Origin of the sequence: Asanoa sp. NPDC050611, assembly GCF_040654855.1 — a bacterium.
In the GTDB taxonomy this organism is placed as follows: Bacteria; Actinomycetota; Actinomycetes; order Mycobacteriales; family Micromonosporaceae; genus Asanoa.
In genome coordinates this window covers 1-12,542 of record NZ_JBFAIU010000225.1, presented here as the reverse complement: position 1 = coordinate 12,542, position 12,542 = coordinate 1, and the positions used below count along the sequence as shown (strand labels likewise).

The window sequence follows — 12,542 nt, the reverse complement described above, 5'->3', positions numbered from 1 at the left end:
GGTCCACGGACGCCGGGCGGCCGGCGGCGAACCGCTCGCTCAGCAACGTGGCGAGGTCGTGGCTGACCATCCGGCCCAGCTCGGCCGAGTCGCGGAACGGCCGGTAGGACGCGGGCGCCGCTTCCCGGATGTGGGCCAGCAGCTCGGTGAGCCGGGGGTCGCGGTCCGGCGCCGGGTCCTTCACGTACACCAGCCGGGGCAGCGGGCGGGCCAGGTCGAACTCGTCCTCGAGACCGGAGATCTCCATGCCGGTGCCGATCCAGCCGTACTCCTGCCAGTAGAGCCCGACGAAGATGTCGCTCTGCGCGAGGTAGGCGCGGTAGACCGCCTGCGGCGGGTGGGGGCGCGCGCCCTGCTCGAACATGACGGGCGTGAGGCGCAGCGCGGAGATCGCCTGCGCCACCGCCACCCGCTCGTCGGCCAGCTCGCGCAGTGTCGAGCTGACGAACACCCGCAATCGCTGATCCGGGGTACGGATCACCGAGTCGAACCGCTCCGCGGCTGGCCTCCCCACCGCCCCAGTGTCGTGCTCCGGCGGCCCCGGTGGGCCCGGATCGGCGCTGACCTGGTGCTGATGTGACCAGTGCGACTCAGGTGGGCAGCAGGCCGATCGCGGACCGGGCCCGGCCCACCGTCTCGCCCGCGCGGACACGGGCCCGGGCGGCCCCGGCGCGCAGCACCTCGCGGACGTGGTCCGGCCGGGCGGCCAGCTCGAGGTAGCGCGCGCGGACCGGGGCGAGCGTGTCCACCACGGCGTCGGCGACGGCCGCCTTCAGCTCGCCGTAGCGCTCGAACTTCGTGGCCAGCTCCCGTGGGTCGGCGTCGGTGCAGCCGGCCAGGATGTCGAGCAGGTTGGCGACGCCCGGCGAGTGCTCCGGGTCGTAGGTCACCGTCGTGCCGGCGTCGGTGACCGCCCGCATGATCTTGCGGCGCAGCTGGTCCGGCTCGTCGAGCAGGCGCAGCGCGCCGGCCGCCGAGGAGGTCGACTTGCTCATCTTGTCCGTCGGCGCCGACAGGTCCATCACCCGCGCGGCGACCGGTGGGTTCACGGCGCGGGGCACGGTGAACGTCGCGCCGTAGCGGGTGTTGAACCGGATCGCGACGTCACGGGCCAGCTCCACGTGCTGGCGCTGGTCCTCGCCGACGGGCACCTCGTCGGTGTCGTACAACAGGATGTCGGCGGCCATCAGGATCGGGTACGTCAGCAGCGACATGCGGATGTGCTCCTGGCGGCGGGACTTCTCCTTGAACTGGATCATGCGCTGGGCCTCGCCGTACCCGGTGACGCACTCCAGCAGGTAGTGCAGCTCGGTGTGCTCGGGCACGTGGGACTGGACCATGAACTGGCACGCGTCGGGGTCGAGGCCGGCGGCGAGCAGCAGGGTGGCGAACTCGAGCGTGCGTTGTCGTACGTCGGCCGGGTCGTGGTCGAGGGTCAGCGCGTGCAGGTCGGAGATGAACACGACCGTGTCCGCGCCCTGCGCGCCGATGATCGGGCGCATAGCGCCGAAGTAGTTGCCCAGGTGGAGGTGGCCGGAGGGGGTGAATCCGGTGAGTCGTCGTGGCATCGGTTGGCTCCCGTGAGGTGAGGGCCGCCGAGCTCGGGGTGACCGCTGGTCTTGACGCGAAAACGGCCGCCCGAACTGGGCGGCCGCGTGCAGGTGAGTGCGCGGATGGTCGGTGCCGCCCCGGTCAGGAGCGCCACCAGCCGTTGAGGGTCATCCGCATGCCACGACGATATCAGCCGGCGTGTGTCGACCGCGTCCGTCGCGCGGCCACGTACCGGCGCATCTTCTCCGTGGTGCCGCAGTCGTCCATGCTGCACCAGCGCCGGCTGCGGTTCTTGCTCTCGTCGTGGAAGAGGAAACGGCAGCCGCCGCAGCCCTTGATCCGGTCGAGCGGGCCCGTGGCGAGCAGTCGCACCGCGGCCTGCACGATCGGGCGCAGCGGGCGGGCGAGTGTGTGGTCGTCGCGCCAGGTCCAGTCGAACGTCGGGCCGGCGCTGACGAGCCGGGCGTGGGCGAGGGCGTCGGCCGCGTCGTCGCGCAGGCGGATCAGGGCCGCCGGGTCCGGGCTTTGGCCGGCGGCCAGCGGGCGGAACAGGTCGTCGAGGTAGTCGCGGGTTTCGAGCGCACGGGCCAGCGCGTCCCGGGCGTAGTCCGGGTCGCCGTCGGCGACGCGGTGCAGGGCGGCGGCCTCGGGCTCGGTGAGGGCGCCCGCGTGGCGGCCCCAGTCGACGAGGCTGGCGTAGGTGGTCAGCACGTCGTCGTCCGGCGGGCCGTCGGGTGGCCCGCTGCGGGTGTTGACGAAGTCCAGGGCGAGGTTGCCGCCCACCAGGCGCATCCGGGTCACGTCATCGGCTGTTTCCATCAAAACCGACTTTACCAGTTGACCCGCGTCGCAGGCACCACTAGCGTTTCTCCCATAACCCATTTAGGAGGTAACAGCATGCGACGGGCAGTCGGCGCGCTGGTCGGCCTGGCCGGCGGCACCTTCCTCTACACCGTGGCCGAGGCGCTGCCGATCGGGCTGCTGCTGCCGATGGCCGCGGACCTCGCCGTGCCGCCGTCGCGGGTCGGCATGCTGATCACGGCGTACGGCGCGGTCGTGGTGGTCGCCTCGGTCCCGCTGACCGCGCTGGCCCGCCGGGTCCCTCGCCGGCGCCTGCTGTCGGCGCTGCTGGCCGGCTTCGTCGTCAGCACGGTCGCGATGGCCCTCGCCGACACGTTCGCGCTGATGGTGGTCGCCCGGATCGCGACGGCGGCGACCCACGCGCTGTTCTGGGCGGTCGTCGTGCCGGCGGCGGCCGAGCTGTTCCGGCCGGGCTTGCGCGGGCGGGTGGTCGCGGTCGTGTTCGCCGGCGGCAACGTGGCGCTGGTGCTGGGCGTGCCCGCCGGCACCTGGCTGGGCGAGCGGGCCGGTTGGCGGGCGTCGTTCCTGGCGGTGGCCGCTCTGGGCGCGCTCGTGCTGGTCGCGGTGGCCGCGCTGCTGCCGTCGACGCGGCCCGACGAGGGACACGCCGCCCGCGGCTCGGCGCCGGACGCCCGCCGGTTCTGGCTGCTGGTCGCGGTCGCGGTGCTGACGACCGCCGGCGCCATCGCGGCCTATACCTATGTCGCCCTGTTCGTGACCGAGGTCAGCGGGTTGCCCGCCGCGTCGCTCGGGGCGATCCTGCTGGTCCGCGGCATCGCCAGCGTGGCCGGCATCCTCGCGTTCGGTGCGGTGGTCGACCGCGACCCGTGGCGCGCGCTGCTCTGGACCGTCGGTCTGCAGGCGGTGGCGCTGCTCGGCCTCTACACCCTCGGCCACGACCCGACGGCGGCGGTGGTCCTGCTCGGCTTGTCCGGCTTGGCGTTCGCGGCGTTCACGGCCGCCCTCGGCGGCCTCGTGCTGCGGGTGGCACCGGGACGCTCGGACCTCGCCGCCGCGACGCTGTCGGCCGCCGTCAACGTCGGCGTGACCGCGGGCGCCCTGGCCGGCGGTCTGGCCCTACCGAGCCACGGGGTCCGCAGCACGGTCCTGATCGGCGCGGCGTTCGGCGTCGCCGCACTGGCCCTGGCGATGGGCGAACGCCTGCTGCCCGCACCGACTGCGCGGCCCGCCTGCGCCGTGCGCGCTTGATCGTGCGCCGTGCGGGCACGATCTCGCCGGAATGAGTTGCGGTGGTGGGGTCTTCCAGGCCCGGTCGCGTCCGGTATCGGGTCGATGTTGGTCGTCTGCGGCGGATGGGCGGATTGCCTGTGCCCGAAGTCGCGGGTAAAGGTCGCCCTTTTCGCGCAAGGTTGAGGTATGGCCATCGAGGAAGAGTTCATGCCCGATGCCGAGTTCGAGGCCGTCATGGCGGACGAGCTGATCGAGATGGTGTTCCAGCCGGTGGTGTCGCTTGAGGACGAACGACCGGTCGGCTACGAGGCGTTCGCCCGCGGGCCGGAGGGGCGGTTGCACTCCGCGGCCGCGCTGTTCCACGCCGCCGCCGAGGCGGGGCGGGCCGTCGAGCTCGACGAGCTGTGCGCGCACCTGGCGACCAGGGCCTTCCGCGCGGCGCGGACGTCCGGGCTGGCGCTGTTCGTCAACCTCAACCCGGAGACCCTCAGCAACGAACCGGGTGACGGCGTGGCGCCCGCGTACGCCGACCTGATGGACGAGTCCGACGTGGTCGTGGAGATCACCGAGCGGGCGGTGACCCGCCGGCCGGCCGGGTTGCTCGACGCGGTGGTGGACGCACGCCGGCGGACGGCCCGGATCGCGCTCGACGACATCGGCGTCGACCCGGCGAGCCTCGCCGCGATGCCGCTGATCAACCCGGACGTGGTCAAGCTCGACCCGACGATCATCCGGGGTGCCACCGGGTCCGTGTCGCACGTCATCAACGCCGTCCTCGAGGACGCGCGCCGGCGCGGTGCGCAGATCGTGGCCGAAGGCGTGGAACGGCCCGAGCACGTGGCGACCGCGCGGTCGCTGGGCGCGACCTTCGCGCAAGGTTGGCTGTTCGGCCGCCCGGGACCGCTGCCGGTCACGATCCGCCCGTCCGACCAGCGGCTGGCCCGGGTGGAACCGCGGCGGGTCGCCCGGGCGACGCCGTACGACGTGCTGATCCAGACCGAGGCGGTGCACCCGACGACGGCGGCGCAGCTCAACGCGATGTCCGCGCAGATCGAGGACCGGGCGCTGGGCGCGACCGACCCGGCGATCCTCGTCGTCAACATCGGCGACCTGCTCAACCTGACCGACGACAGCCTGATCCGGTACGCGTACCTGAACAGCATCGGTGTCGAGGTGTTCCTGGTCGGCCACGGCATCCCGTTCACGCCCGGCGGCCGGGTGCGCGGGATCCCGCTCGCCGACGACGACCCGCTGCGCCGCGAACGGGCCACGCTGCTGGTCGGCACCGACTACGGCACCGGCGTCTTCGGCCGGCTACGCGGCCGGGGTACGGACGGGCCCATCTACGACGCCGGCACGACCGACGACTGGGACCGCGTCATCGAGGCCACGTTGCCCCTGGTCAGCCGGGTGAAGAACGAGATCGCGGCCAGGGGTGACGACGCCGCCCCCGGTGACGCTAGGTAGACGGGCGCAACCCCCTGCCCGGGGCGCCGGCGCGCCCAGGGAAGGGACCATGGTCGACGACTACTTATCGCCCGAGCGGGACGCCGGGTATCTCCACGCCATGGTGTCGTTCGCGCCCGGCGGCTCGGGCGGGGTCGGCCGGGCGTGGCTGCGCGGTGGCGCGGAGCGGCTGCTCGGCAACCTGGTCGAGCTGGAGGCGAAGACGGTCGGTGTGGCGGGCCGGGTCATGGTCGCGCCGCGGGCGTCGGACCCGTTGCGGTCCCAACCGTTCTCGCGCCGTGGCTGGGACGCGGCCGTCGAGGCGGCGGGCGCGGAACCGGAGTACGTCTCGGTCGGGCTGTTCTCGCGGCGCCCGGAGGCCGTCTACACGTCGCTGAGCGTGTGCGTGACCGCGTCCCGGCTGGGCGCGGACGCGACGCGCGGGCCGGGGTTCGACCCCGCCGTGCACGCCGAGCGGTGGGTCGGGTTGCTCGGCGACGTCCTCGACACCGCCGACCCGGCGTACGCCCAGATCAGTGACCGGGTCGGCAGCCAGTTCAACACCGCGCTCGACATGTTCCTGCGCCGCTCCCGGGTGTCCGTGGCGGAGAGCCGGACGAGCCTGCGCGGGTACGCGTGGGTGACGGTGGTGCCGAAGGAGCTGGTGGAGCGGCTGGGCGGCGCGGCGGCGCTGGCGCGTTCGAAGGCGGTCGTCCTGGCCCGCCCGCTCGCCGCCGGCGGCGTGCTGCTGCAGGCGACACCCACACCGGCGGAGTTCGACTCCGCGGCGATGCGCCGGCTGTTCCGGCTGCTCGCGCCCGTGCTGCCCGCGGGCCGGCCGCGGCCGTTGCCCGGCTGGGAGGGCCTTCCGGTCGTGCTCGAGGACGCGGCCCGCCGCTAGCGCGGCCGCAACCGCACGGCGTCGGGGCCGAGATCGGCGACGCGCGGCACGCCGAGCAGCGCGAGCGTGCGGCGCAGGTCGGCGCGGAAGATCTCCAAGGCGCGGGCGACGCCGTCCTGCCCGCCGGCCATCAGCCCGTAGAGGTACGCCCGGCCGATCAGACAGGCATCGGCGCCGAGACCGACCGCGGCGACCGCGTCCGCGCCGGTGCGCACACCGCCGTCGACGTAGACCTCGGCCCGCCCGTCGACCGCGTCGAGCACCGCCGGCAGCTCCTCCAGCGGCGTGACGGCGCGGTCGAGCTGCCGCCCGCCGTGGTTGGACACGGCGACCGCGTCCGCCCCGGCCTCGACCACCGCGCGGGCGTCGGCGGCGCACTGGACGCCCTTGACGATCAGCGGGCCGGGCCAGACCTCGCGCAGCCACTCGAGGTCGGCCAGCGTCACGCGCGGGTCGAAGACCCGGTCGACCGTGGCCGCGAGCCCGCCCTCGGTGCCGGTCAGCGACGCGAACGTCAGCGGGGGAGTGGTCAGCAGGTTGAACCACCACGCCGGTCGCGCGGCCATGCCGGCCAGCGTCCGCGGCGTCAGGTCGGGCGGGATGGTCAGACCGTTGCGCAGGTCGCGCAGCCGGGCGCCGGACACCGGGGTGTCCACGGTCAGCATCAGCGCGCGGTACCCGGCGGCCGCCGCCCGGGCCACGAGGTCCTTGGTCGCACCCCGGTCCCGCCACAGGTAGAGCTGGAACCAGCGGTCACCGGCGCCCGTCAGCTCTTCGGGCTTGACGGTGCCCATCGTCGACAAGGTGTACGGGACTCCCGCCGCGGCCGCGGCCGCCGCGACGGCGTGCTCGCCCTCGTGGTGCATCAGCCGGGTGAACCCGGTCGGCGCGAGGACCAACGGCATGGTCGCCGCGCGGCCGAGCAGGGTCGTGCCGGTGTCCACGTCGGACACGTCGCGGAGCACGCGCGGGCGGAACTCAACGCGGTCGAACGCCGCCCGGCTGCGGGCGAGGCTCAGCTCCGCCCCGGCGCCGCCGTCGACGTAGTCGAACGTCGCGCGCGGCACCCCGCGCCGGGCGAGCCGACGCAGGTCGTCGACGTCGGTCGCCTGCCGCGCCCGGGCCCGCGGGCCCACCGCCGGCGGTCGGAGCCGCACCAGCGGTCGGAGTTCGGACCAGCGGGGGAGCTGGCGCGGCACGAAGCCCATCGACGCCAGCCTACGCCTGCTGGGCGCCGGTCGCCGTGGGGCCGTGGCGCGCGGCGAGGTTCGGTAACGTCTGCCATCGTGGCAATTCCGGTTGACGCGGGCCGTCCGGGTGACGTCTGGCGACTTCGCGCCGATGACCGGCCAGTGCGCATCATCGAGCGGTACGAGCAGACGGTGGCGTTTCGTCCGGACGCCGAACCAGCACATTCGGGCTACGGGATCGGCCCCAGGGACTGGGGCCACACTCTGCAGCGCTTCCGCGGGGGTCTGGAAAGGCTCTACGCCGGCGATCGGGCGCACGTCTACGTCCCGGAGACCGAGGTCTACATCCTCCAGATCGCGAACTACGAGTACTACGCCTCCGGAAAGGGCTGGGTCGCCTGGCGAACCGGGCAACCGCCCACATCGGAGTTCGCGGACGGGGGCCTCTTCTTCGACCCGGCGTCGGAGTGGAACCTCGACGGTGAGCTGGTCCACCGACCCTTTCCGATGCTGGACGACGGGGCGACGGTGGCTGACTCCCACGGTCGGAAATGGACCTTCACCGCGCCCTTCTGGTTCACGGGCGAGGACGGCCGGCGCGAAACGCCGGCCTGGCCGTTGGTGGTGCCGGGCGACGACGAGCGGACCAGGCGGCTGCACGGCATCAGCGACGCCGACCAGAAATCCGAATGGATCGCCCGTTCGGGGGTGGCCCCGGACGTCTTCGACCTCGAACTGCCCGACTGGTAGGCCGCGGTGGCGTACGGATACGAGCAGGACCCGCTGATCGACGGTGCGCCACTCGTGCCTGACCCGCTGTTCTGGCCGACCTATCTGTCCGCCCTGCTGACCGCGGAGGACCACGCCCCTGGTCACCGATGCTTTTCGAGGTCGACCTGGCGGATTGCTTCCGGCGTTCGGCGACCGGGACCTGCCGGCCGAAGCAGCCATGACGGTGGCCGCGGCGCTGACACGATGCGGTGCGGGCCGGCGGGTCGACGAGCTGGCCGGGAGAAGTATGCGTGGTGGCCACGCTGGGGCCGGCCTCTCGCCCGCCGACCTGATGGAGATCTCGTCGACGCTGGGGGACGATGAGCGGCCGGCTGTCGCCGAGGGAGGCCACGGACATCGCGCGCCGGCACTGCGTTGAACAGGGTCATGAATGGGTGGAGCCGGTCTCGGTCACCCGCGGGCTGTTCCACTACACCATACGAACCAATGCTGATCACCGAGGCGGGAACTTCTGGGTCCGCGTCCACCTCCGTACCGGAGTGGTCGTCTCGTCGTCCTTCGCTCCTCGGTGATTGCTGGTCAGCCCTTCGTCGCGCCGGTGGTGAGGCCGCTGACGATCCAGCGTTGGAGGATCACGTAGGCGATCAGGATCGGGACCACCGCGATCAGGATGCCGGCCGCCAGGCCCGTGTTGTTGTTGGCGAACTGGCCCTGGAAGTTGAGCAGGCCCACCGGGATCGTCTTGCTGGCGTCCGAGTTCAGCACGATGAGCGCGAACAGGAACTCGTTCCACGTCGCCACCGCGTCCAGGATCGCGACCGTCACCAGGGCCGGCAGTGACAGCGGCAGCACCAGGGTGAGGAAGACCCGCCACTCGCCCGCGCCGTCGATCTTCGCAGCCTCGATCAGCTCGTCGGGGAGTTGCCGGAAGAACGACTGCAGGACGAGCACCTCGAACGGGATGCCGAAGGCCAGGTACGGGCCGACGAGGCCGAGCAGGTTGTCGGTGATGCCCATGCTGCGCAGCATGATGAACACCGGCACGATCGTGATGTAGATGGGAATGGTCAGGCCGAGGAAAACCGCGAACATTATCGTGCGGCGGAACCGGATCCGCAGTTTCGACAGCGCGAACGCCAGCATCGCCGACAGCAGCACGCCGACCGGCACCTTGAGGGCGAGCAGGATCGCGCTGTTGCGGTACGTCGTGGCGAAGTTGCCGATGTCCCAGGCGTCCGCGAAGTTGCCCCACGTGAACTCGTGCGGCCAGGTCAGCGGCCCGTTGGCGACGAAGTCCGCGAGCGGCCGGACGCTGGTGACGAGCAACAGAACCAGCGGCGAGATCCAGATGACGGCGCCGAGCGACAGCAGCACGGTGCCGGCGAGACCGCCACGACGCGGGGTCACCGGTCGCTCTCCCTGGTCTGGGACAGCACGTACGGGATGCTGACCGCGACCGCCACGAGCGTGATGACGACCGCGATCGCGGTGCCGTAGCCCGCCTGGTAGTACTGGAACACGTTGAAGTACATCCACGTCCCCATCACCTGTGTCGCGGTGCCCGGGCCGCCGTACGTAGTCGCGTAGATCAGGTCGAAGACCTTGAACGAGTCGATCAGCGACAGCGCCAGCACGATGTAGTGCGCCGGCCGCAGGTTCGGCATCGTGATGCGCCAGAACCGCTGCGCCCGGGTGGCGCCGTCGACGGTGGCGGCCTCGTACTGCTCGCGCGGGATGCTCTGCAGGGCGGCGAGATAGAGCAGCATCGGGAATCCGGTACGCAGCCAGACGGCCGGCACCATCACCGCGGCGAGGGCCGTGGAGTCCTGCCCGAGCCATGGCTGCGCGAGGCCGCCGAGCCCGACGGTGCGCAGGAACTCGTTGACCGCGCCGTAGTCCGGGTTGTAGAGCCAGCCCCAGATCGAGGCGACCGACACCAGCGGCAGCACGCCGGGCGTGTAGAACAGCATCCGCAGCACCGGCTTGCCGCGGACCTTGCCGTCGAGCGCGACCGCCAGCGCCAGCCCGAGCACGATCGGCACGACGATCGTGACGACCGTCCAGATGAGATTGTTGAGCGCGGCCTTGACGACCACGTCGTCGGAGAGCATGGCCCGGTAGTTGTCGAGGCCGACGACCTCGTACCCCGGGCTCAGCCCGTCCCAGTCGGTGAAGCTGAAGAACAGCGAGGAGAACGCCGGGTAGACCAGGAACGCGATGTAGACCAGCAGGGCGGGCAGCGCGAACAGCCACGGCGTGAATCCGCCGCGGCCCCGCCGCGCCGTGGCTGTCGTCGCCATGCCGCTACTTGTCCTTCGCCCAGGCGGAGACCACGTCCTGCATCTTCTTCGCCGCCTCGGCCGGGCTGGCCTTGCCTTGCAGCAGCTCGCTCTGGACGGTGAAGTACTGGTCGCTCTGCTGCTTCGGGAACGCCTGGTCCTGGATCGTGTAGAACGGGCTGCTCTTGTTGATGTCCGTCCACTGTGCCGCAAGGGGCAGCTTCGCCTGGTCGGGCTCCGCTCCAGTTACCGTGGAGCCGGTGATGCCGAGCGCCTTCTGCGTCGCCGGCTGCACCAGGAAGTCGATCAGCGCGGCCGCCTTGTCCTTGTTGGCGGACCTGGCGTTGACCATGTAGCCCTCGACGAAGCCGGAGTGCCGCGTCGGCGTGTGGTCGGTCGGCAGCTCGAACGTGCCGAACTCGGACGCCGGCTTCTTGGCGGCCCCGATCGCGTTGTTCTCGACCCACTGGCCGGCGATCGTGTACGCCTGCTTGCCCTGCACGAACCCCGGCTCGATGTCGGCCGGGTCGAGGCCGAGCGCGCCCTGTGGCATCCACTTCCGGTCCTGCCACTTCTTGAAGTTGGTGAACGCCGTCACCACCTCCGGGCGGTCCCAGGTCTCGGCGCCGGCGAGCAGCTTGTCGTGCAGCTCGGGGCCGGCCGACACCTCCAGCAGGAACTCGAACAGGCGCATGATGTGCCAGCCGTACTTGCCGCCGGTGCCGAGTGGCGTCACGCCGGCGGCCACGAGCGCGTCGTTGAGCTGTTCGAGTGCCGCGTACGACGTCGGGGGCTGGACCTTCGCCTTGGCGAACAGCGCCTTGTTGTACCAGGCGCCGACGCCGGCGAGGAAGAACGGCACACCGCTCTTGACGCCGTCGAAGGTCATGCCCGCGATGGCGTTCTGGTTGATCCTGCCGTCCCAGCCGTACTTCGCGTAGTACGGCGCGAGGTCGGCGGCCTGTTTCGCCGTGGCGAACGGCGCGCCGAGCTGGCCGCCCCAGATCCGCCAGACGTCGGGGCCGGAACCGCCGAGCAGCTGGGTGCGCAGCTTGTCCGGGTAGACCGCCGCGCCGGAGCCCGGCAGGTTGTCCACTGTGGTCGTGGTGCCGTTCTGCTGGTCGAACGCCGCGATCTGCTCCTTGAGCTTGGGCATCTGGCTCGCGTCGTCGTACGTGAACAGGCGCAGGGTGTTGGAGCCCTGGTTGCCGGACCCGCCGCCGGACGGCTCGTCGGAGACGCCGGTGCAGGCGGACAGGCCCGCGCCGGCGACGGCCAGCGCGGTGGTGCCGAGGAACTGACGCCGGGTGTATGTCATGACTGTTCCTTTCGGCCGAATCGTCGGATCTTGGCGAACATGTCTTCGAGGAGGAAGCGGACGTCGACGGACTCGACGACCCGCACGGGGTTCCCGGAGCCGGGCAGGTAGTGGCCCTCGCGCCCGAACCGCGGCGCGGGCACGGTGCGGAAGTTGCCGCCGCGGGGGAAGAGCAGCAGCGAGACCGCCGGCGAGTCGCCGAGGGAGCGCGACTCGATGGGCTCCGGGTGGTAGGCCGCGTTCCACTCGACCATCTGCTTGATCAGGTAGTCCGCCAGCGCGCTCGTGCCGCCGATCTTCTCCTCAAGCTCCGCGTAGCTCACCGAGACCTGGGAGTAGACGTTGCTGGGGACCTGCCAGACCGTGATGCCCGAGTCGAACACGACGTTGGCGGCGGTGATGTCGTTGCCGAGGTTGAACTCGATGCCGGGGTACGTCTCGACGCCGCCGTAGCCGACGCCCCCGATCCAGATCACCACGACGGGGCGCCGGACGATCTCCGGATCGAGCAGGATCGCCGACGCCATGTCGGTGAGGGGCCCGAGGAACGCGACGAACAGCGGGTCACCGTCCGAGGCCAGCATGCTCTCCGAGATGATCAGGCGGGCGCCCGGGCTGTCCTGCGGCGTGCGCTCGTCGACGATCGCGGCCTCGGCCCCGTCGGCCACCGTCACCTTGCCGTCGAGGCCCATGAGCTCCAGCAGGAGGTCGATCTCCGCGCGGGACTCGCGCATGCTGTGCCGCGTGCGGTGGGTCCCGAAGTGCGCAGCCACGAGGCCGCGGACGTCCAGCGAGGGGGAGAGGAGGGCGTGCACGATGGCGTACTGGTCGTCGGCCTCGTTCTTGGCGTCGGTGTCGATGATGACGCGACGGCGGCGGTCCATACGGGCTCCTACCTATGGGACGGTGACGAGGACGCGCTGGTAGAGCTGCTGTGCCAGGCAGCCGGTGAATAGATATTCATAAACGCATCGATACCGTTGTCCGGAACCGTAACCGTGTCTTAACGAGATAGGACCGCTCCCGGTCGAGCAGGTGGAGCGCCGGGAGCCATGGCGAGTACCGCCGCGGAG

Annotated in this window: 12 protein-coding genes; 4 read left to right on the top strand and 8 right to left on the bottom strand. The window is 71.6% G+C overall.

The window, feature by feature from the left end; translation table 11 throughout:
* The 3 genes from AB0H87_RS28195 to AB0H87_RS28185 form a co-directional block, all read right to left on the bottom strand.
* Window positions 1-514: DUF4062 domain-containing protein (locus tag AB0H87_RS28195; protein ID WP_360151966.1), on the bottom strand; the 514-nt coding region annotated here is incomplete at its 3' end.
* Between the two features lie 76 nt (window positions 515-590).
* Window positions 591-1,568, bottom strand: a complete 978-nt coding sequence (trpS, locus tag AB0H87_RS28190) for a tryptophan--tRNA ligase (protein ID WP_360151963.1) — start codon at window positions 1,566-1,568, stop codon at window positions 591-593.
* 172 nt (window positions 1,569-1,740) lie between these two features.
* Window positions 1,741-2,370 carry an ABATE domain-containing protein gene (locus AB0H87_RS28185; protein WP_360151960.1) on the bottom strand — a complete coding sequence of 210 codons (630 nt, stop codon included), beginning with the start codon at window positions 2,368-2,370 and terminating at the stop codon, window positions 1,741-1,743.
* Between the two features lie 78 nt (window positions 2,371-2,448).
* Here AB0H87_RS28185 and AB0H87_RS28180 point away from each other — a divergent pair, with 78 nt between their 5' ends.
* The 3 genes from AB0H87_RS28180 to AB0H87_RS28170 all read left to right on the top strand — a co-directional run bounded on the left by AB0H87_RS28180 (window position 2,449) and on the right by AB0H87_RS28170 (window position 5,950).
* The gene (locus AB0H87_RS28180) at window positions 2,449-3,621 is read left to right on the top strand and encodes an MFS transporter (protein ID WP_360151958.1); all 1,173 of its coding nucleotides are present in this window, start codon (window positions 2,449-2,451) and stop codon (window positions 3,619-3,621) included.
* Between the two features lie 168 nt (window positions 3,622-3,789).
* The gene (locus tag AB0H87_RS28175; protein WP_360151955.1) at window positions 3,790-5,070 is read left to right on the top strand and encodes an EAL domain-containing protein; all 1,281 of its coding nucleotides are present in this window, start codon (window positions 3,790-3,792) and stop codon (window positions 5,068-5,070) included.
* 49 nt (window positions 5,071-5,119) lie between these two features.
* Window positions 5,120-5,950, top strand: coding sequence for a type VI immunity family protein (locus AB0H87_RS28170; RefSeq protein ID WP_360151952.1), 831 nt, complete (start codon window positions 5,120-5,122; stop codon window positions 5,948-5,950).
* Here the strand turns inward: AB0H87_RS28170 and AB0H87_RS28165 are convergent.
* Complete coding sequence (locus tag AB0H87_RS28165) at window positions 5,947-7,158, bottom strand: alpha-hydroxy acid oxidase (protein WP_360151949.1); 1,212 nt, start codon at window positions 7,156-7,158, stop codon at window positions 5,947-5,949. The two genes, AB0H87_RS28170 and AB0H87_RS28165, sit on opposite strands and share 4 nt — an antisense overlap.
* A 78-nt stretch (window positions 7,159-7,236) precedes the next feature.
* Between AB0H87_RS28165 and AB0H87_RS28160 the strand changes: the two genes are divergently transcribed.
* Entirely contained in the window at window positions 7,237-7,890 is a 654-nt protein-coding gene (locus AB0H87_RS28160) for a hypothetical protein (RefSeq protein ID WP_360151946.1), read from the top strand.
* Between the two features lie 561 nt (window positions 7,891-8,451).
* On the opposite strand, the gene AB0H87_RS28155 is transcribed toward AB0H87_RS28160, so the two are convergent.
* The 4 genes from AB0H87_RS28155 to AB0H87_RS28140 are packed head-to-tail and all read right to left on the bottom strand — an operon-like array spanning window position 8,452 to window position 12,353.
* Complete coding sequence (locus AB0H87_RS28155; protein WP_360151943.1) at window positions 8,452-9,279, bottom strand: carbohydrate ABC transporter permease; 828 nt, start codon at window positions 9,277-9,279, stop codon at window positions 8,452-8,454.
* Window positions 9,276-10,172 carry a sugar ABC transporter permease gene (locus tag AB0H87_RS28150; protein ID WP_360151940.1) on the bottom strand — a complete coding sequence of 299 codons (897 nt, stop codon included), beginning with the start codon at window positions 10,170-10,172 and terminating at the stop codon, window positions 9,276-9,278. Before AB0H87_RS28150 ends, AB0H87_RS28155 begins: the two co-directional genes overlap by 4 nt.
* 4 nt (window positions 10,173-10,176) lie before the next feature.
* Window positions 10,177-11,469 carry an extracellular solute-binding protein gene (locus tag AB0H87_RS28145; protein ID WP_360151937.1) on the bottom strand — a complete coding sequence of 431 codons (1,293 nt, stop codon included), beginning with the start codon at window positions 11,467-11,469 and terminating at the stop codon, window positions 10,177-10,179.
* Window positions 11,466-12,353, bottom strand: coding sequence for a nucleoside hydrolase (locus AB0H87_RS28140; protein WP_360151934.1), 888 nt, complete (start codon window positions 12,351-12,353; stop codon window positions 11,466-11,468). The genes AB0H87_RS28145 and AB0H87_RS28140 overlap by 4 nt, the downstream gene beginning before the upstream one ends.
* Window positions 12,354-12,542: the final 189 nt, after the last annotated feature.

Coding starts and splice junctions, on each gene's coding strand:
- trpS (WP_360151963.1), bottom strand. CDS start 1,568: ATGCCACGACGACTCACCGGATTCACCCCCTCCGGCCACCTCCACCTG.
- AB0H87_RS28185 (WP_360151960.1), bottom strand. CDS start 2,370: ATGGAAACAGCCGATGACGTGACCCGGATGCGCCTGGTGGGCGGCAAC.
- AB0H87_RS28180 (WP_360151958.1), top strand. CDS start 2,449: ATGCGACGGGCAGTCGGCGCGCTGGTCGGCCTGGCCGGCGGCACCTTC.
- AB0H87_RS28175 (WP_360151955.1), top strand. CDS start 3,790: ATGGCCATCGAGGAAGAGTTCATGCCCGATGCCGAGTTCGAGGCCGTC.
- AB0H87_RS28170 (WP_360151952.1), top strand. CDS start 5,120: ATGGTCGACGACTACTTATCGCCCGAGCGGGACGCCGGGTATCTCCAC.
- AB0H87_RS28165 (WP_360151949.1), bottom strand. CDS start 7,158: ATGGGCTTCGTGCCGCGCCAGCTCCCCCGCTGGTCCGAACTCCGACCG.
- AB0H87_RS28150 (WP_360151940.1), bottom strand. CDS start 10,172: ATGGCGACGACAGCCACGGCGCGGCGGGGCCGCGGCGGATTCACGCCG.
- AB0H87_RS28145 (WP_360151937.1), bottom strand. CDS start 11,469: ATGACATACACCCGGCGTCAGTTCCTCGGCACCACCGCGCTGGCCGTC.
- AB0H87_RS28140 (WP_360151934.1), bottom strand. CDS start 12,353: ATGGACCGCCGCCGTCGCGTCATCATCGACACCGACGCCAAGAACGAG.